The 20408-nt window shown below is 68.2% G+C and carries 11 protein-coding genes; 9 read left to right on the top strand and 2 right to left on the bottom strand.

Features of this window, described 5'->3' with window-relative positions; translation table 11 throughout:
* Positions 1-54 precede the first annotated feature (54 nt).
* On the top strand, positions 55-2685 hold the full coding sequence (priA, locus tag HCH03_RS08385; RefSeq protein WP_221689135.1) for a replication restart helicase PriA: 2631 nt from the start codon (positions 55-57) through the stop codon (positions 2683-2685).
* A 22-nt stretch (positions 2686-2707) separates the two neighbouring features.
* Here priA and HCH03_RS08380 read toward each other — a convergent pair whose 3' ends face one another.
* Positions 2708-4144 (bottom strand): D-alanyl-D-alanine carboxypeptidase family protein, encoded by a 1437-nt coding sequence (locus tag HCH03_RS08380; RefSeq protein ID WP_221689134.1) that lies wholly within the window; start codon positions 4142-4144, stop codon positions 2708-2710.
* A 147-nt stretch (positions 4145-4291) separates the two neighbouring features.
* Between HCH03_RS08380 and HCH03_RS08375 the strand changes: the two genes are divergently transcribed.
* The 8 genes from HCH03_RS08375 (at position 4292) to HCH03_RS16800 (ending at position 19567) form a co-directional block, all read left to right on the top strand.
* Positions 4292-7138, top strand: a complete 2847-nt coding sequence (locus HCH03_RS08375) for an ATP-binding protein (protein ID WP_368042435.1) — start codon at positions 4292-4294, stop codon at positions 7136-7138.
* A 194-nt stretch (positions 7139-7332) separates the two neighbouring features.
* Positions 7333-9588 (top strand): bifunctional diguanylate cyclase/phosphodiesterase, encoded by a 2256-nt coding sequence (locus tag HCH03_RS08370; protein WP_221689133.1) that lies wholly within the window; start codon positions 7333-7335, stop codon positions 9586-9588.
* Between the two features lie 100 nt (positions 9589-9688).
* On the top strand, positions 9689-10915 hold the full coding sequence (rpoD, locus tag HCH03_RS08365) for an RNA polymerase sigma factor RpoD (protein ID WP_080142777.1): 1227 nt from the start codon (positions 9689-9691) through the stop codon (positions 10913-10915).
* A gap of 250 nt (positions 10916-11165) precedes the next feature.
* The gene (rlmKL, locus tag HCH03_RS08360; RefSeq protein ID WP_368042434.1) at positions 11166-13463 is read left to right on the top strand and encodes a bifunctional 23S rRNA (guanine(2069)-N(7))-methyltransferase RlmK/23S rRNA (guanine(2445)-N(2))-methyltransferase RlmL; all 2298 of its coding nucleotides are present in this window, start codon (positions 11166-11168) and stop codon (positions 13461-13463) included.
* Positions 13464-13727: 264 nt separating this feature from the next.
* Positions 13728-14981: an MFS transporter gene (locus HCH03_RS08355; protein ID WP_221689131.1), complete on the top strand. Its 1254-nt coding sequence runs from the start codon at positions 13728-13730 to the stop codon at positions 14979-14981.
* Positions 14982-15080: 99 nt separating this feature from the next.
* Positions 15081-17318, top strand: a complete 2238-nt coding sequence (locus HCH03_RS08350) for a molybdopterin-dependent oxidoreductase (RefSeq protein ID WP_221689130.1) — start codon at positions 15081-15083, stop codon at positions 17316-17318.
* Position 17319: 1 nt separating this feature from the next.
* The gene (locus HCH03_RS08345; RefSeq protein ID WP_221689129.1) at positions 17320-17661 is read left to right on the top strand and encodes an oxidoreductase; all 342 of its coding nucleotides are present in this window, start codon (positions 17320-17322) and stop codon (positions 17659-17661) included.
* Between the two features lie 358 nt (positions 17662-18019).
* Positions 18020-19567: a helix-turn-helix transcriptional regulator gene (locus tag HCH03_RS16800; protein ID WP_221689128.1), complete on the top strand. Its 1548-nt coding sequence runs from the start codon at positions 18020-18022 to the stop codon at positions 19565-19567.
* A gap of 4 nt (positions 19568-19571) precedes the next feature.
* Here the strand turns inward: HCH03_RS16800 and HCH03_RS08335 are convergent, their stop codons facing one another.
* Complete coding sequence (locus HCH03_RS08335) at positions 19572-20291, bottom strand: Crp/Fnr family transcriptional regulator (protein WP_246599888.1); 720 nt, start codon at positions 20289-20291, stop codon at positions 19572-19574.
* Positions 20292-20408 lie beyond the last annotated feature (117 nt).

Below are 20408 nucleotides of genomic sequence, written 5' to 3'. Positions count from 1 at the left end.
TATTCGCGGTTGGAAGCTGGTGGCGATCAAGATGAAACACGTATACTGTTCTTTATGAAATTCGCATCCGTCATTCTGGACATACCGACGCAGGCGCTCGACGCGCCCTACACCTATGCCGTGCCAGACGCGCCCGTCGAAGCGGAGGGCTTCGACGTGGAGGTGGGTTGCGCCGTGCTCGTGCCGTTCGGGCATCGGCAGGCCGTGGGTTTCGTCGTGGCCGTAGAGGACTGCGACGAGGGCTCGGCCCCCGCCGGGCTCGACCCCTCCAAGGTCAAGCCGATCGTGCGCGCCGTGAGCCACGCCTACTTCGACGAGGAGGGAGCGGCCTGCGCGCAGTGGCTCTCCGAACGCTACCTGGCGCCGCTCTCGTCATGCGTGCGGCTGTTCACGCCGCCCGGCGGCGTGCCGCGCATGGTGCGCGCGCGCGAGGGCTATTGGCGCTTGGAGGAGCCGACGGTGGGCGAGGTGGATGATCGCTGGGTGCTGCCCGGCCCCGCGTTCGCCGGCTTCGAGCCGCGCAAGAACGCCGTCAAACAAGCTTCCATCGTGGAGGCCTTGCGCGGCGGTGAGCTACGCGTCGCCGAGCTGACGGCCGAGTTCGGCGCGGTGTCGTCTCCGCTCAAGACGCTCGAGAAGCAGGGGGTCGTGCGCACCGAGCATCGTCGCCGCATGCGGGGCTTTCAGGTTCCGGCGGCCTGCAGGCCGCCGGAACCGGCCGACGCTGCGGCCGTCTGTGGCACCCGATCTCGCGGCGATGCCGGAGGCTCGCGTACCGAGGTACGCTTCGCCTGTGGTTCCGCCGTTCTGCTGAGCGGCGGATCGGCCGACGCTGCGGCTTCCCCCGGCGCCCGATCTTGCGGCGATGCCGGGGACTTGCGTACCGAAGTACGCTTCGCCCCCGCCATCCCCACGATATCGGGCGCCGGGGAAACCCTCGCTGACTCACTGGGCGAACCTGCGGTGTCCGTTCAACCTGCGGGTGATCAACCTGTGGGCGACCAGCCTGCGGGCGGCTTCACCCCCTCGCCGAAGCCGCCGCTCACGCAAGGGCAGGCCTCGGCGCTCGCGGCCATCGACGCGGCGCGGGAGCGCGGGGTAGGCGAGGTGGTGCTCGTGGACGGCGTCACCGGGTCGGGCAAGACCGAGGTGTACCTGCAGGCCATTGAGGCCGCGCTCGCCGCAGGGCGCACGGCGTGCGTGCTCGTGCCCGAGATATCGCTCACGCCGCAGACGGTGGGGCGCTTCCGCGGGCGCTTCGGCGACACGGTGGCCGTCATGCACTCGCGCATGAGCGCGGGCGAGCGCTACGACCAGTGGGACTTCATCCGCTCGGGCACCGCGCGCGTGGTGGTGGGGGCCCGCAGCGCGCTGTTCACGCCGCTGGCGAACGTGGGCCTCATCGTCATCGACGAGGAGCACGAGGGTTCCTACAAGCAGGACAGCGCGCCGCGCTACCATGCGCGCGACGTGGCCGTGTGGATGGCGCGCCGCGCCGGCGCCGCCGTGGTGCTGGGCTCGGCCACGCCTTCGATCGAGGCGCTGTACGCCTGCGCGAAAGACCCGCTCTGGCACCATGTGGAGCTTCCCGAGCGCGCCAACGGCCGCCCGCTGCCCGCCGTGCAGGTGGTGGACATGGCCGTGGAGTTCGGCGGCGGATCGCGCTCCATGTTCTCGGGCGCGCTCTCCCGCGCGCTCGCCGAGGAGCTCTCGGCCGGGCGCAAGGCGGTGCTGTTGCTGAACCAGCGCGGGTTCGCGAAGTTCCTGCTGTGCCGCGAGTGCGGGTTCGTGCCGGAATGCCCGTCGTGCTCCACGTCGCTCACGTTCCACGAGCGGGGGAACTTCCTCGTCTGCCACCATTGCGGCCACCGCATCGCGGCTCCGCCCGTGTGCCCCGAATGCGGCAGCCCCTACTTGAAGAAGTTCGGCGCCGGCACGCAGCGCGTGGAGGCCGACCTGCGCGTGCTGCTGGACGCGACGCCGGGCGTGGGGCCGGAGGTCCCCATCGTGCGCATGGACGCGGACACCACGAGCGGCAAGGGCGCCCACCAGCGCCTGCTGGAGGAGTTCGCCGCCGCCGACGCCGCCGTGCTGTTGGGCACGCAAATGATCGCCAAGGGGCTGGACTTCGAGGACGTGACCCTCGTGGGCGTCATCAACGCCGACACCATGCTGCGGCTGCCCGACTACCGTGCCTCCGAGCGCACGTTCGCGCTCGTGGAGCAGGTGGCCGGCCGCGCGGGGCGGGCCGCGCTGCCCGGGCGCGTGCTCGTGCAGACCTACGAGGCCGACGCCGCCCCCATCCGCGCCGCGGCCGCCTACGACCGCGCGCTCTTCCTGCGCGACGAGCTGCCCAAGCGCAAGATGCTGCGGTACCCGCCCTACGTGCGCATGGCCAACGTGCTGGTGTGGGGCAAAGAGGAAGAGGCGGTGCGCCGCTCGGCGGCGGCGCTCTACGAGGGCGTGGCGGCCCATGTTCGCGACTTTGCGGGCGAGGGGTGGGACGTGCTGCCGGCCACGCCGTGCGTGCTGGCGAAGCTGCGCGGCACGTACCGCTGGCACCTGGTGGTGAAGTGCCCGCTCGAGGGCGACCTGTCGGGCGTGCTGCTGCCCTTCTTCCGCGCCCGCAAGCCGGAGCGCGACGTCAACGTCGCCGTAGACGTGGATCCGGACGACCTGCTGTGACCGGTCGGGATCGGGCGCCGCGCTAGGACACCTCGCGGGCCCCGAGGTTCGAAAGCTCGCTCTCGGCGGCGGCCGGCATGCCGAACAGGCCGCCGAAGAACCGCTGCGCGCCGATGCCGAGCGCCTCCCACCAAGCCGGCGCCGGCACGCTTTCGGCGGCCACGAGATCGGCCTCCCACACGACGGCTCCGTCGCGGCGAAACGCCAGGCGCCCCACCACGTCCCCGGGCGCCACGTCGCCCGTCACGTCGAGGAACGACGCCTCCTGCTCGAGGCGCCCGCCCTCCTTCGGCAGCGTCACCATCGGCTCGCGCCCCGCAACCGTTGCGGCCACGGTGCGGTTCGTCCAGTCGGCGTGCGCCACCTCGGCCACCACGGGCCATGCCGCCTCCGTGCCGCCTATCGTCGCGCGCACGGAGCGGGGGGCGTTCAGCAGCTGGAAGGTCGCGGTCTCGGGCTCGGGCGGGCTTGCGGGTTCGGGGTTCGCGACGGCCCGCACCTCGTCGCGGCAGGCGTAGATCCAGTCGTAGAGCGCCTCGGAGTCGGCGAAGCGCTGCGGCTTGGACGACGATGCCAGCACGACGGCGTAGTACTCGTGCCCGTCGCCCCGGTTCACGGCCGTGGCCACGCAGGGCCCGGCGGCCAGCGTGTAGCCGGTCTTGGCGGCGCACGTCCCGGCATAGCCCTCGATCATCGTGTCCGTGTTCGCCAGCTCAACGGTCACGGGCGCGCCGCCCCGAAGGACTGCGATGCCCACGCGCTCGTACCCGATGTTCGCGCGCACGAGGTCGATCCCCATGGCGTGCCTCAGCATGACGGCAACGTCTCGGGCGCAGCTGTACTGCCCTTGGTCGTACGCGTCGAAGTCCAAGCCGTGGGGGTTCGCGAAATGCGTGCCGGCCATGCCGAGCTCGGCGGCCTTGGCGTTCATGGCCTCGACGAACGCCGCCTCGCAGGCGTAGGCGTCGCCGGCTCGCCCCTGCTGCCCCAGCATGACGGCGCCCGCCGCCTGGGCGACGGCGCTGGCGGCGTCGTTGCCGGAGGCGGTGAGCACGGCCTTGAGCGCGTCGTCGAACGTCATCTCGTCGCCGGCCAGAAGCCCGGCGCTCGACTCGCCCACGCCCGCCGCCTCCGGCGTGACGGTCACGGGCGCCTCGGCGTCCAGGTGCTCGGAGGCCACGATGGCCGTCATGATCTTCGTGAGCGAGGCTATCTGGGCGCGCTCGCCGGCCGCCCGCCCGAACCACAGGGTTCCGTCCTCGTCCATGAGCGCCGCATGGTAAGCCTCGATGCTCGGGTGCAGATCGTCGGGAAGTCCCAGCTCGGCCGCGCCGCGCTCGAGCACGGAGTCGCCGTCGTCGGTCCACGCGAGCGCCGAGGCGGGAAGGCAGCAGATCGCGAGCGCGGTCGAAAGGGCGCATGCGAGCGCGCGGGGGAAACGGAAACGGCGGTCGCTCATGACGGGGCTCCTCTCCGGCGCCGAAGACGCGACGCTGGCGATTGTTCGGCTATATAATACCATCGGCTCAGGGGCCGTTGCGTCAACCCATGGTATCCTGAACGCTTCTTGGATGCACGTTGGAAGGTCGAAAGGGGAGGGTACGAGGTGAAGCGGTTTGCTCGTCTCGCATGCGTCGCGCTCGCCGTGGCGCTATCCGTCTGCACCGTGTCCGCCGCGTTCGCCCTCGAAGAAGCGGCCCCGCATTCCGGCGACGGCTCGGCCGCCGCGCCGAGTTCGGACGGAGGCGACGGTCCGGCCGCCGCGGCGGGCGATGTCGAGGGCGGCCGCCTCGTGCGCGTCGCCTTTCCGCAGGCGGAGGGTTTCAGCACGGTCGACGAGAAGGGCGTGCGCAGCGGCGTGTTCTACGACTGGCTCGTGGAGATAGCCAAGTACACGGGGTGGCGCTACGAGTTCGTGGAAGGCGACGTCGACTCGGTGGTCGAGTGGGTGGTGGCGGGCGACGCCGACCTCGCCGGCGGCATGTTCCGCCGCGAGCAGCTCGAGGATCGGCTGGACTACTCCACGTTCAGCATGGGCTCGAACCGGTCGATCCTCGTATGCCCGATGGACGACGAGTCCCTGTCCTCGTTCGACCTGCGCACCTTGAACGGGAAGTCCATCGGGGTGAACGGCAACGCCACGGAGAAGATCCGCCGCCTGGAGAACTTCCTCGCGTTCAACGACCTGGATTGCACCGTGCTGCGCCTCGACCCCTCCTCGTACGCGACCTGCCTGGAGGACGGCACGGCCGATCTGATGCTCGGAAGCGACCTGGACATGCAGGACGGGTGCAAGGTGGTTGCGGAGTTCGACGGCGAGCCGCACTACATGGCCGTGTCGACGGGGAGCGACCTGCTTCCCGAACTCGACGAGGCCATGAAGCAGATATACGCCGCCGATCCCGGCTTCGCCCGCGAGCTCTACAGCCGGCACTTTCCCGACAGGTACGACGGCCCTATCGAGTTCTCGGAAGCCGACCGCGCCTTCGTCGAGCAGGCCGGCGAGGTGCGGGTCGCGGTGGTCGCCGGCCAGTACCCCCTGTACTACGAACGCGAGGGTTCGTACCAGGGCATAACGAAGGACCTGCTCGACCGCCTGGCGGAGCGCACGGGGCTGTCGTTTCGGCTCGTGCACGCCGACAGCTACCAAGCCGCGCTCGACCTCGTGGCTTCGGGAGAGGCGGACATCGTCGGGTGCTACATGGACGACGAGCGCACGGCGTCCTCGCAGGGCTTCGCCTTGACGAAGGGCTACGCGACCCTCGACGAGGTGGTGTTCCGCAACAAGCTGTCCATCCAGGCGGGCGACGGTCCGGTGGTCGCCCTGTTGGAGGGCCGCGCGCCGAGCGAGGACGAAGAGGACGCGACCGTGGTCCGCTACCCCTCGTACGCCGAGTGCCTCGCCGCGGTGAACTCCGGGCGCGCCGACGTCACCAGCATGCCCGCCTCGTACGCCGAGTGCCTGTTCACCGAGCATTCCTACGGAAACGTGGCCCCGGCCACGTCCGACCATGCCGAAACCACGCTTTCCCTGGCGCTCCCGCTTCCGGTGGACTCGTCGCTGTACTCGGTGCTGAGCAAAGCCGTGAACAGCCTGACCGAGGAGGAGCTCGACACCATGGTGTCCCGCAACGCCGTCGCTTTGGGCGGGCGCGGCGTGACGGTGGAATCGTTCGTTTCGGAGAACCCGCTGCTCGTGGTGGCGCTGTCGCTGGTGTTCTTCCTGCTGGTCGGCGCTATCGCCGTCATCGTGGCGGGCTCCAAGGTGCGCAATCGCATGATGGAGCTCAAACTGGAGAAAGCCGAGGAGACGGGAAGGGCCAAGGCCGACTTCCTCTCGCGCATGTCCCATGAGATCCGCACGCCCATGAACGCCATCATCGGGCTGTCCAATGTGGCGTCGCTGTCGGGCGAGGCGACGCCCGCCATCCGCTCCAACCTCGAGAAGATCAACACCTCCGCGCAGTTCCTCCTGTCGCTGGTGAACGACATCCTCGACATGTCCAAGATACAGAACGACAAGATGAGCATCGAGGTGGCGCCCCTGCGGCTGGGCTCGCTCGCCTCGCGCCTCGAGAGCATGTTCTGCATCCAGGCCCAGGAGAAGGGCATCTCGTTCAAGGTGGAATGCACGACCGACGACGTGGTGGTGGGCGACGACGTGCGCCTTCAGCAGGTGCTCGCGAACCTGTTGTCCAACGCCTTCAAGTTCACCGATGCGGGTGGCACGGTCGCCCTGCGCATCGAGGAGGTGGCGCGCGTCGACGGTCGCGTGCTGCTGCGCTTCGGCGTGGCCGACGACGGCGCCGGCATCCGGCCCGAGGACTACCAGCGCATCTTCGACTCGTTCGAGCAGGCCGCCGAGAACCACCGCAACGCCCAGGGAACGGGTCTGGGCCTGGCCATCAGCAGCAACCTCGTGCGCCTCATGGGCGGCGAGCTGAGGGTGAGCAGCCAGGTGGGCCTGGGCTCCGAATTCCACTTCACCTTGGACCTTCCCCTCGGCGACGCGTCCGACGTCGACGCGCCGCTCCCGTCGGGCGCCGCCGAGCCGCGCTCGCTTGCCGGGACGCGCGCCCTTCTGGCCGAGGACAACGACCTGAACGCCGAGATCGCCGCGACGCTTTTGGAGATGGAGGGGGTTTCGGTCGATCGCGCCGCGAACGGCCGCGAGGCCGTGGATTTGTTCGCGGACGCCGAGCCAGGTTTCTACGACTTCGTGCTCATGGACGTGAAGATGCCCGTGCTCGACGGTTTGGAGGCCGCCGTCGCGATCCGCTCCCTCGAGCGAGCGGACGCGCGCACGGTGCCCATCGTGGCGCTGACGGCGAACACGTTCCAGGAAGACCGCGACGATGCGGCCGCCGCCGGCATGGACGGCTTCATCCCGAAGCCCTTCGACGCCCGGCAGCTCTACGACGTCCTGCGCGGCTTCCTGCCGCCCGAAGGGTAGGGGCGCTTCGATTCCGAGCGGTCGAGCACGCCTCGCCGCTGGTCGTTCCGGCGCGGCGCGCGCGATCGCTCCGTTGCGGCCCTCGTCCGGTTGAAAGTCGAATTCTTCCCTGCGGAGGGGATTTTACCGGATAATGAATAATTCGTTTATCTTGCGGGCGCGGGGGCCGCAAGTCCGATGCGAAGGGGAATTTCATGGAACGCACCGTCCGAAACCGCAGCCATCTGGCGCTGTTCGGCGTCGCCTTGGCTCTTTTGGCGTTGGTCACCGGCATCGTTTGCGCCGTCACGATGCAGCGCGGCGAGGCTGTTTCGAACGACGAGACCGAGCGCTACCTCTCCGAGCTGACGCTGCAAACGTCGCTCAAGGTGAACCAGCGCGTATCGTACAACTTGGAGTTGCTGGAGCTGTTGGGCGACGAGCTGGCCGTCGTCGGCGACGGGGGAGACGGCGACCGCGCGGCGACCATCGCGCCGTTCGTGGAGAACGGCCCCTTCGCGTGGGTCGGGACGATCGACGCGGCCGGCGTGCTCACGGTGGAGGGCCGCGAGCCCAGGTGCCTGACGGGCGTTGCCGTGGTGGACCATGCGCTGGCCGGCGAGAAGGGCGTGAGCGAAACGCTCGTGCCCGTGTTCGACGACGAGAAAGGCGCGCTCTATGCGGTGCCCGCCGCCTCCGGCGACCCCGCGGCAGCGGCGGTCGTGGGATGGGTGCCGCCCGACCGGATGCGGATGCTGCTGAACACCGACACGTCCGGCGGCCTCGGTTTCTCGCACGTGGTCTCCTCGGGCGGCGACTTCATCCTGCATGCCTCCAACGAGAACGCTTTCTTGAAGGGCGACAACGTGATTCAGAGCCTGGCCGCGCAAGGGCGGTTCGAGGAAGGCGACCTAGCGAACTTCCAGCAGGGCATGGCCGCCGGCGAGAGCGGGCACGTGCGCTTCGTCGTGAACGGCGAGGCGCGCGAGATGAACTACACGCCGCTTGCGGAGGGCGGCTGGTACCTGCTGTCCATCGTTCCTCCCCACGCGTACACCAGCTCCTTGGCGGACTACACCGCGTTCTCGGCCGCCACCACGGCGGCGATCGCCCTGCTCGCGTTCGCCGCGTTCGGGGGCGTGCTTTTGTGGGTGACGGGCAAAAAGAACCGCGAGATTCTGCGAATAGCCTACGAGGATCCGGTGACCGGCGGCTACACGGCCGCCCGCTTCGACCGGGAGGTTACGGCCAAGATCGCCAAGGGCAGGCCGTTCTCGTTCGTTTCCGTGGACGTGAGGAACTTCAAGCTCATCAACGACTTCTTCGGCAAGGAGCAGGGCGACCGCATACTCAGGCACATCCACGACGCCATCTCGTCGCTGCTCGCGGACGGCGAGTGCGTGGCGCGCATCTCCTCCGACGTGTTCGACATCGCGCTCGACGAGACGGACCCCGACCGCGTGGCCGCATGGCTCGAGCGCCTTGCCGACAAGGCGAACGGGTTCAATCGCGAGGGCAAGTCGGCCTACCTGCTCATGCTCAACTGCGGCTCGTACGCGGTGAAGGAGGTCGAGGACGTCGTCACCGTGCGCGACCGCGCCAACACGGCGCGCAAGGGGGCCGGCGACGTGTCCGGGCGGCTGTTCCGCTGCACGTTCTACAGCGATCCGGAGCACGAGCGGCTTTTGCGCGAGAAGGAGATGGAAAACGCCATGGAGGGCGCCCTCGAGAGCGGCGAGTTCGTGGTGTACCTGCAGCCGAAGGTGAGCCTCGAGACGGGCGAGACCGTGGGCGCCGAGGCGCTCGTGCGTTGGGACAGCGAGGATCGCGGCCTCATCCCGCCCGACGAGTTCATACCGTTCTTCGAGCGCAACGGCTTCGTGATCAAGCTGGATCTGAACGTGTTCGAGCAGGTGTGCCGACTCATGCGCGCATGGATGGACGCGGGTCTCGAGCCGTTGCCGGTGTCGGTGAACCTTTCGCCGCTGCACCTGCAGATACCCGATTTCCTGGACGCGTTCGAAGAGGTGCGCGAGCGCTACGCCGTCCCGCCCCGGCTGTTGGAGCTGGAGCTGACCGAGCGCGTGGCGTTCGAGAACCTGGAGCTTCTGCGCCGCGTGGTCGACGACATCCACGCGCGCGGCTTCCTCTGCTCCATGGACGACTTCGGCAGCGGATACTCGTCGCTCAACGTGCTCAAGGACATCCCGGTCGACATCCTGAAGATCGACCGCATGTTCTTCAGCAGCGACGACGAGCGCGCCCGCAGCGTGGTGTCGTCGGTGGTGGAGCTGGCCAAAAAGCTCGACATGGGCACGGTGGCCGAGGGCGTCGAGACCATCCCGCAGGTCGACATCCTGCGCTCGATACACTGCGACGCGGTGCAGGGCTACGTGTTCTCCGCGCCGGTTCCCATCGACGCGTTCGAGAAGATGGTGTTCGGCGGGGACGGCGGAGAAATCCACCCGTGACAAAGGGCTTGATTCTGTGGTATAGTGCTCTGCTGTATCTTTGCGCCCGGCGCGCATGCTTCCGCACGCCCGAGCGCATCTTGTTTGAAAGGAAGATCACGTGGCCCAAGCCTCTAAGAACCAAGCTGTGGAACTTGATACCGAGCAAGCTGCGAAAGCCCCGATCGATACCGAAGAGATACTGGATGACGATGACGCGTTGGACGTCGAACCCGACGTCGGCGCCGCCGATACGCTCGATGACGACAAGCTGGATCCCGGCCTGGTCGACGAAGACGCCGATCTGCTCGAGGGCATTCCCGAAGAGGAGCTGAAAGCGACCGTCGACGTGCAGCTGCCGAGGGTGACCAAGAGCAAGGCCCGCACGACGCGCAAGCGCAACGCCGACGCTGGCGTGACCATGCTCACGGGCGACCCCGTGCGCATGTACCTGAAGGAGATCGGCAAGGTCCCGCTGCTCACCGCGGCGGAGGAGATCGACCTGGCCATGAAGATAGAGGCCGGCATGGCCGCCATGGAGGAGCTGGACCGCGCGGAGGACGAGGGCGTCGAGCTCGACCGCCGCGAGAAGCGCCGCCTCGGCCGCATCGAGCAGGTGGGCCTGGACGCCAAGCAGCAGCTCATCGAGGCGAACCTGCGCCTCGTCGTGTCCATCGCCAAGCGCTACGTGGGCCGCGGCATGCTGTTCCTCGACCTTATCCAAGAAGGCAACCTGGGCCTCATCCGCGCGGTGGAGAAGTTCGACTACACGAAGGGCTTCAAGTTCTCCACGTACGCCACGTGGTGGATCCGCCAGGCCATCACGCGCGCCATCGCCGACCAGGCCCGCACCATCCGTATTCCCGTGCACATGGTGGAGACCATCAACAAGCTCGTGCGCATCCAGCGCCAGCTTCTGCAGGAGCTCGGCCGCGAGCCCACGCCCGAGGAGATCGGCAAGGAGATGGGCCTGCCCGCCGAGCGCGTCCGCGAGATCCAGAAGATATCGCAGGAGCCCGTGAGCCTGGAAACGCCCATCGGCGAGGAGGAGGACTCCCAGCTGGGAGACTTCATCGAGGACGACGCCGCCGTGGTGCCGCCCGACGCCGCCTCGTTCAGCATGCTGCAGGAGCAGCTGTCGAAGGTGCTCGACGGCCTGGCCGAGCGCGAGCGCAAGGTCATCAGCCTGCGCTTCGGCTTGGAGGACGGCCACCCGCGCACGCTCGAGGAGGTCGGACGCGAGTTCGGCGTCACGCGCGAGCGCATCCGCCAGATCGAGAGCAAGACGCTGGCGAAGCTGCGCCACCCGAGCCGCTCCAGCAAGCTCAAAGATTATTTGGAAGACTAAACACGTTGTCCGGGGCTGGGGCGGCGAGGCTTCGCTGCTCGGGCAGTCCTGGGCTCGCACGGAGGCCCCGCAGCCTGGGATCGGCGAAGCCGCTCTCAGGCGCGCCCGCTCGGGCGCAAAAGAAAGTGTGTTGACAGTCCACTGGACTGTCAACCATGCGGAACTCGCCTCGAAGCCTCGCCGCTCCAGCCCCTACGTTTGTCATCAAACGGAACAGAGGGTGCGGTTCGGTTGGACGAAGGAATGTGAAGTGGAAAACCTCGAACTGTTCGCCAGCTGTTTGGCGGGGCTTGAGCGGCCGTTGGCCGACGAGCTGAAGCAGATGGGAATCAAGCGCGTGCGCCCCCTTGGCGGGGGCGTCGCCTTTTTCTGCGGTGCGCGCGGCGCGCTCAAGGCGAGCCTGTGGTCGCGGCTGGCCTCGCGCATCATGCTGGTGGTGGGACGCGCGGACGCGCGCTTGGCCGACCTGCTCTACGACGACGTGCTCGACCTCCCTTGGGAGGACGTCGTGGCGCCCGGCGCGAGCATCGCGGTGTCGGCCCACGGCATGAACGAGGAGCTGCGCAACACCCGCTTCACCGCGCTCAAGGTGAAGGACGCGGTGTGCGACCGCCTGCGCGACAAACGCGGCGCGCGCCCCGACGTGGACGCGAAGGATCCCGACGCCGTCATCGACGTGCGCGTGCGCGAGAAGCGCGCCACCGTGTCGCTCGACCTGTCGGGCGCGTCGCTGTACCACCGCACCTACCTGGCCCCCGACGACGGCGCCGAGGCGCCGCTCGAGTGCGCGCTCGCCGCCGGCCTGCTGGCGCTGGCGAACTGGCGTGCGCGGGCGCGGGACGGGGCCGCTTTCGTCGACCCGGCCTGCGGCGACGGGGCCGCGGTGGTGGAGGCGGCCGCGGTTGCGTGCGACTTGGCCCCGGGCTTGGCGCGCGATTGCTGGGGCTTCCACGGCTGGGCCGGCTTCGACGAGGACGCGTGGGCCGACCTGCTGGACGACGCGGACGAGCGCTTCGAGCGCGGTTTGGCCGCCGTGGCGGCCCAGGGGGCCGTGGACGGCCCGGCTTCGGCGCGCCCCGACCTCGACGTCGTGCGCTTCGCCGGCCTATCGGCTTCCTCGCCGGCCATATCGCGGGCGCGCGGGCGCGCCAAGCGCGCGGGGTTGCGCCAAGCCGTGAGCATCGAGGCGGGCGGCGCCGTGGAGGCTCCCGCTCTGGTGGAGCGCGTGAGCGCGGCCGCGACGGCTCAAGGGGCCGGGGCCGAAGCCGCTTCCTGCCTCGTGGCAAGCGTACTGGGGGCCCGCGAGCGCTCCTCGGAGGCGAGCGCGCAGGCCGACGCCGCCTCGTTCGTGGCGGCCGCCACGGCGGCTCCGGCAGGCTCCGCGTTCGCCGTGGCGGGCAGCGAGGCTGTGGAGGACCGCTTCGGCACGGAGCCCGCCGTGCGCACGGAGCTCGGGCGCGACCGCGTGGCCGTGGAGGCCCTCGTGTTCGACGCGCCGCCCGCCGCCTCCGCCGTGGTCATGGTGCCCGACCCCTCCGGCGGCGCGGAGCATCGCGTGGAGGTGCTGGAGCCGGCCTCCGAGCAGTTCTCGTCCCGCCTGTTCAAGGTGGCCAAGGAGCGCCGCAAGTGGGCGCGCCGCGAGGGCGTCACGTGCTACCGCGTGTACGACGCCGATCTGCCCGACTACGCCGTGGCCATCGACGTGTACGCGGGCGCGGGCGACGCCGAGGGCAACACGTACCTGCACATCGCCGAGTACGCGCCGCCCTCGTCGGTGGATGCCGCGAAGGCCCGCCGCCGCTTCGACGACGTGCTGGCGCTCGCCCCCGTGGCGCTGGGCGTGCGCCCCGACCACGTGTTCGCCAAGACGCGCCGCCGCGACAAGGGCGGCGCGCAGTACCGCGACGCCGGGCGGCGCAGCTACGTGACGCAGGTGCTGGAGGACGGCTACCTTCTGGAAGTGGACCTGTCGGGCTACCTGGACACCGGCATCTTCCTGGACCACCGCACCACGCGCGAGCTCGTGGGCGCGAAGGCCGCCGGCAAGCGCTTCCTCAACCTGTTCGCCTACACGGGCACCGCCACCGTGCACGCCGCCGGCGGGGGAGCGGTGGAGACCACGACGGTGGACCTCTCGCAGACCTATCTCGATTGGGCGCGCCGGAACATGGCCGACAACGGCTTCGCGGGCCCCGAGCACGTCTTCGAGCGTGCCGACGTCATGACGTGGATCACGGAAACGCGCCGCAAGCCCCTGCGCTACGACCTGATCTTCGTGGATCCGCCCACGTTCTCGAACTCGAAGGCCATGGGCAGCCGCACCTGGGACGTGCAGCGCGACCACGTGGAGCTGCTCATCGGCGTCACGCGCCTGCTCACGGAAGGCGGCGAGGCCGTGTTCTCGTGCAACCTGCGCACGTTCAAGCCCGACGTGGAGGCGCTGGCGAAGTACGGCGTGGCCGTCGAGGACATCACGGCGTCCACGATCCCCCACGACTTCGAGCGCAACCCCAAGATCCACCAGTGCTTCCTGGTTAAGCGCGCCTAGCTCCCTCGTTCCCAGGACGCGGACGATGCCCGTTTGGTTTCGCTCGCGTCCTAGGAACGGCTCCCGCATCGCTTCCTCCTTGTGCCAATAGGCTGCCTTTCCCCTGATGGCAGGCTCTTACTACGTTTTTTCCGATGCTCGCGCGCCTTCAATACGCGCTTTTTCCCGATTACACCTTCCGACAGGGCTCCTAGAGTCCTTCCCGTACCGCGCGCTTCCGGAGGCGCCGGGCGATTTCGCAGGGAACACGAGAAGGAGGGGCTTATGGATGCAAGGAAATCATCGGGGACGGGCTGGGTCGTCACGCTCGTCGGCATTCTGGCTGCGGTGGCCATCGCCATCAACATGTTCAAGGTGCCGCCCACCATGGGACTGCTCATGGCCGACCTGGGCATCGGCCCGGCGCTCGGCGGCTGGCTCATGACGGTGCCCACGATCACGGGATTGATTTTGGCGTTGCCTTCGGGCGGTTTGACCGACAAGTTCGGCCCGAAGAAGGTGGGCCTGTTCGCCATCTTGTCGGCGGCGGTGGGAAGCCTGCTGGGCACGTTCTCGCCGACCATCGAGCTTCTGCTGGTGAGCCGCTTCGTCGAGGGCCTGAGCTTCGCGCTCATCGGCGTGGCCGTGCCGGCGCTCATCTCCATGTGGTTCTCGCCTGAGAAGAGCGGCGCTCCCATGGCCATCTGGTCCGGGTGGGTGCCCATCGGCATGCTCGCCATCTTCACGGGGGCGAACCTGTTCATCTCGGCAGACGATCCGGGCACGTGGACGAACGTGTGGTGGGTGTCCACCGCGCTGCTCGCGGTCGCGGCCGTGCTGTACCTGATCTTCGTCAAGGCGCCTGCGGGCTACGCGGCCGAGAAGGCTCCGAAGATATCGCTCGTCGCGGGCATGAAATCGCCCTCGACGTGGCTGCTCGCGCTCATCTTCGCCATGTTCGCGTTCATCATGTACGCCGTGTCCACGTTCGCGCCCACGTACTGCATGCAGGAGCTCGGCTACAGCATCGAGGACTCCAACCTGTACTCGAGCCTCATCACGGTGGGCATGATCGTGGGCGTGGTGCTCATGACCCCCGTGCTCAACAAGGTGGTCAAGCTGAAGAGCCGTATCTGGCTGCTCGTGGCCAGCATGGTGCTCACGGCGCTCATCGCCGTCCTCGCGTTCAACGTGCCGCCGTCGGCAACCGTGGCCGTCATGGTGGTCACTGGCATCGTGCTGCAGCTCGTGCCGGCCGTCATCTGGCCCATCGCGCCGTCGGCCGCCGTGGCGCCCATCTACATCGGCACGACGTTCGGCGTCATCGCGCTCGGGCGTTCCATCGGCGGGTTCGGCAACGCCTCCATCGGCACGCTCATCGAGACGTCGGGCTGGGGCGCGGCCATCGTGCTGCTCGTCGGCATAGGCGTCGTGGGCGTCGCGGCCTGCTTGGCGCTGCTCAAGTTCCTGAAAGACCCGGCTGATGCGGCGGTGCCCGCCGACGCTTCTGCGGGCGAGGAGGAAGCCGCCGGCCGGTAGGCCGGAACGAAGCCGGTCGCCGAGCGCAAGGGGACCCTCGACGCGCGTCGGCGGCGGCGAACAACGGTTAAGGCAAGGGAGACGAGAGAGGAGTTCCACATGGAAGAGCGAGACTACAAGTTCATCGAGCACGAGAGGCCCTACACGTATCGGGACGGCGATTTGACGGTCACGCGGGGCAGCGCGTGGTCGGGGCCGGGCTGCCATCTGGGTTGCGGCGTGCTGCTGTACACGAACGACGAGGGCGACCTCGTGAAGGTGGAGGGCGACCCGGAGAACCCGTTCAACGAGGGAAGGCTGTGCGTGCGCTGCCTGGACCTGCCCGAGATGGTGCACAATCCGAAGCGCCTCACCCACCCCCTGCGCCGTGCCAAGGAGGATCGCGGCAAGGATCGGTGGGAGCGCATCGGCTGGGACGAGGCGCTCGACCTGGTCGCCGCCGAGCTCTCAAAGGTCAAGGACGAGTACGGCCCCGAGTCCGTCATCTTCTCGTGCGGCACCGGGCGCGACATCGCGCCGTACATCACGCGGCTGTGTTGGTCGTTCGGCTCGCCGAACTTCGTGAACATCTTCTCCGGCAACGCCTGCTACCTGCCGCGCGTGGCCGGCTGCATCGCCACGACGGGCGCGTTCTGGGTCGCCGACTGCGCCCAGCAGTTCCCCGACCGCTACGACAACCCGGCGTGGCAGCTGCCCGAAACGATGTTCATCTGGGGAAACTACCCGCTTATCGCCAACTCGGACGGGTTCTTCGGCCATTGGGTGGTCGATCTCATGAAGCGCGGGATGAAGATCGTCATGATCGACCCCAAGGTCACCTGGCTCTCCGCGAAGGCCGAGGTGCACCTGCCGGTGCGTCCGGGCACCGACGCCGCGCTCGCGCTGGCGATGATGAACGTGATCGTGAACGAGGACCTGTACGACCACGACTTCGTCGACCGCTGGTGCTACGGCTTCGAGGAGCTGCGCGAGCACGTGCAGCCCTTCACGCCCGAGTACGCCGAGACGACGACGTGGGTGCCGGCCGAGCGCATACGCAAAGCGGCGCGCATCCTGGCCGCATCCAAGCCGGCGACGCTGCAGTGGGGCGTGGCCGTGGACATGACGAAGGAGGCGCTGCCGGCCGGCCAGGCCATCATGGCGCTGTTCCAGGTGACGGGCAACGTCGAGGTGCCCGGCGGCATCATCGTGCCGCCCGAGATACTGAACTACGGCGGCGGCTGGGGCTTCGAGCTCCTGGGCGACGAGCAGAACGAGAAGCGCCTCGGTCTGGACAAGTACTCGCTGTTCCGCCTGGGCTTCCAGGCCGCGCACCCCAACACCACTATCGAGGCCATGAAGACCGGCGACCCGTACCCCATCAAGGCCGCCTGGGTGCAAACGTCGAACTTTTTGGCCTGCATGTCGGCCAACTCCACCGAAGTGGCCGCATGCTTCCGCGAACTCGACTTCGTGGCGGGCGCGGATCTGTTCATGACCCCCACGATCATGGCGTTCTACGACATGGTGCTGCCGGCTGCGATGTTCCCCGAGCGCGACGGCGTGCGCCTGGGCGACGGAGCGCAGCGCGCCGAGGCCATCAACAAGGTGTGCCAGATCGGCGAATGCAAGTCGGACATGGAGATCAACCTGGCGTTGGGCAAACGGCTCGCGCCCGAGGCGTGGCCGTGGGAGAACGTGGAGGACATGTTCACCGAGATGATCGCCACGTCGGGCATCACGTTTCCCGAGCTGCGCGAGGTCGCGCCCGTGTACCTTCCGTTCGAGTACAAGAAGCACGAGAAAGGCCTGCTGCGCCCCGACGGCAGCCCCGGTTTCTACACGGCCACGGGCCGCATCGAGCTCTGGTCGACCTACTACAAGAACGCCGGGCTCGACCCGCTGCCCGTGTTCGACGAGCCCTCTCCCGGTCCCATCGCGACGCCCGAGCTTTTGGACGAGTACCCGCTCGTGCTGTGCACGGGTGCGCGTCGCTGGCCCTTCTTCCACTCGGAGCACCGCCAGGCGAAGCGGCTTCTGGCCATGCACCCCGACCCGTGGATCGAGGTGCATCCCGAGACGTGCGTCCGGCTGGGCGTGGCGGATGGCGACTGGGTGTGGGTGGAGAACATGCTCGGGCGCGCGAAGCGCCGCGTGAAGGAGACGCCCATCTTCGACCCGCGCATCGTGGCGGCCGACCACGGCTGGTGGAACCCCGAAGGCGATCCGGAGAACCTGTACGACATCGGCGAGCTGTGCATCAACAACCTCATACCCTGGGGCAACGGCAAGAGCGGCTTCGGCGGAAACTACAAGACGAACCTATGCAAGGTGTACAAGGTGAAGGAGGGCGAGTGACATGGCGGAGTACGGGCTGCTGGTTGACTACGAGTGGTGCACGGGTTGCCATTCGTGCGAGATGGCGTGCGCGGTGGAGCACGGCTTCCCCGTGGGGCAATGCGGCGTGGTGGTGTGCGAGGCGGGTCCGTGGAGCTACGGAGAGGACGGCGAGCGCTGGCAGGTGGGATACCAGCCGGCGTTCACGGACCAGTGCGACCTGTGCGCGGCGCGCACGCAGGCGGGCGGTGTTCCCACCTGCGTGAAGCACTGCCAGGCCAAGTGCCTGGAGTACGGGAAGCTGTCTGATTTGGCAGGTCGGATCGGTTCCAAGCCGAAGCAGGCGCTCGTGGCGCTCGCCTAGGCGCGAAGGCAGGCGGCCGCCGCCCGACGCGTGCGGGAAGCGCGAGGAGGGCGGCCGCCGATGAAGGAAGGGAGGCGCGCGTTGAGGGAGGAGCGATCGAGCGGCGACGTCTTCGACGTCGACGGCACGACGGGGGCAACCGTGTGCGCGCAGTTGCAGGAGGCGGGGCGCCGCGTGCTCGACGAGGGTGCCGGGGTATGCGTTCCGCCACCGGGAGTCACGCGCGATGAAATGTTAGAATGTGGGTGTGATCAGGTAAAACGATGATGTAGAGACTCAGGTTCGCCCGACGTCGCCGCGTCGGGCACCGCCGTTTCGACGGCATGCGGCGCGGCGGCCTTGCAGGAGGGGGTGCGGGGTGAAGGAGCAAACGGAAAAAGGTCGCGCATCAAGGGTACTGCGTCGGCTGGCGGGCGGACGGGGGCCGTCTCCCGACTCGCTCGTGCACGAATGGTCCGTTCTGCCGACCGTCGCGGTTTCGTGCTATTGGATCTGGCTGTATATCGCTTACTCGCTCGACGTGTTCGTCGTTTCCTCGGACGCCTTCGTGCGCTTCGACATCCTGCAGAAGGGGTTCGGGTTTCTGGGTGCGGCGTTGTTCATGATCGTCGTCTCGCGGCTGCGCACGGCGACGTTCTTCGAGCGCACGCCGTTCCTCGCGCTGTTCTCGGTTGGGGCCGGCTTGTCGATCGTCGTCGTGTCCGCGCTCGCTCGGGCGGGGGTTCCCTTGGTGCCGCCCGTGGTCTTCGCGGCCTGGCTGCTCATGGGCGCGGGCACCGCAGCGGCGTTTTTGCGCCTGTTCAGCGGCTTGCAGGATGCGGGGCAGGGGCGGTTCTGCGCCATCAACTCGCTGGCGCTCTTCCTGTCCGGCTTCTTCTACCTGCTGCTGCTCGGCCTGCAGGACAACGTGCGGCTCGTCCTCACGGTGTTCGTCGTGTGCTTCACGGCTTTCGTGCCGCTGAACACGCCCGCATCTTCCGCATCCGCCGGCGACGAAGCCGGCGCAGCCGCATCGGCGCGCAAGGTCGGCGGCAAATCCGCGCACGGGGCGTCCGCCACGGGCGAGGGCGCGCCTTCCCAAACGGCCGGCAACGCGGCGGTGAAGGCGCTGCTGAGCTTCCGCGGCGAGCTGTTCTTGCTGAGCGTCGTGTTCGGCCTCGCGTACTGCCTGGGCATCTCGCTCAGCATCATGTCGGGCAGCCTGGAGTTCATCTGGCTGTCGTTGTGCGTGCCCGGCATCTTCCTCATGTTGTACAGCGTGTTTTTGAAGAACCGCGTGTCCGTGCGCGTGCTGCTCACGTTCCTGTTTCCCATCGCCGCGTTCCTGCTGCTCCTGCTGCCGTTCAGCAACCCGTTCGGGCTCGTGCTGTGCTGCAGCCTGCTGGTCATGTGCTTCACCACGTACGACGTGCTCAACGTCGTACGGCTGCGGAGCATCATCGCCGCGAACCGGCTCCCGCAGGCGAAGTCGTGGGCGACGGGGCGCTATCCGCAGCTCGCGGGGCTCGTGCTGGGATGGGCGGTCGGCTACGGCATGCTGCTGACGGACGACGCCCTCAAGGCGCTGCTGCCCGTGGTGTGCGTTGGGCTGGTCGTGGCCATCGTCGCCATGCTCACGCGCTACGTGTGGAAGTTCAGCGACGCCGGCGGCACCGCCCATGTGTCGGAGGAGGCGGTCGAGAGCGTGCACGACGCCATAACGCTGCGCTACCGCCTGTCGCCGCGCGAGCGCGAGGTCATGGAGCTGCTCGTGCGCGGCTACAGCACGGAACGCATAGGAAAGGACCTGCACATCTCGTACCACACGGTCAAGACGCATGTCTACCACATCTACCAGAAAGTGGGCGTGCACGCCCAGCAGGAGCTTATCGACCTGGTGGAGGAGCGCCTGCGCCTCATGCGGTGATGCCTCACAGAAGGTTGCCGAGGCCCTCCCGGTCGAGCAGTTCCAGCTGGTGGCCCTTGATGCGGAAATAGCCCAGCCTCTCCATGCGCTTGATTTCCTGGTTCAGGGAGGCGCGGGACACCCGCAGCTCGTTCGCCCAGATCGTCTGCGAGGCGGGCAGCTGCACACGGTCGCCCTGCGCGATGCCGTCCATTTCGAGCAGCCAGAACGCCACGCGCTCCCGTATCGTGCGATAGCGCAGGCAGGCGAGCAGCATCTGGTTTTTCAGCCCCCGTTTCGACAGGTAGAGCATGAAACGGTACAGCAGCTGGTCGTCGGTCCTGAGCATCAGCTCGAAGTACGGCGCGCCGAGCCACATGACCGTGGTCCGCTTCGCGGCCGACAGGTTGTAGGTGTACTCCTTCGTGCCGGTGAAGTAGAGGAGCTCGGGGAACACGTCGTCCTTCTCGAAGTACGCGCTGCACAGTTCGTCGCCGTCGACCGTGCTGCGGCACGACTTGAGGCATCCGTCCACCACGATGCCGAACTCCTTGATGGGGGTGCCGATGGTGCGTATCGTCTCGCCCAGCTTGTAGGTTTTGCGGCGGAAGAGCTCGCCGAACACGGGATGGCGCAAGCAGGAGCTGGCGAAGGAGGGCTCCGCCAGGATGTCGCAGTCGGACAGGTTCCAGCGTCGCACGGGGGGCCCGAACCGCAGTCCGACTTCGGGATCCGTCTGGTTCAAAACGATCACCTTCCCATCAGGGGCGCCGTTCGGGCGGTCCTTGTCCGAGAGCGGGCGGGGCGGGGCCTCCTCCGCCCATCATAGCGCCTTTCTCCGGCGATGCGCAACGCCGCGCCG

This window comes from Gordonibacter massiliensis (ex Traore et al. 2017), from assembly GCF_019731765.1.
Taxonomy (GTDB): domain Bacteria; phylum Actinomycetota; class Coriobacteriia; order Coriobacteriales; family Eggerthellaceae; genus Gordonibacter; species Gordonibacter massiliensis.
The sequence above is the reverse complement of the archived record's forward strand: the minus strand, read 5'-3'. Positions and strand labels throughout refer to the sequence as shown.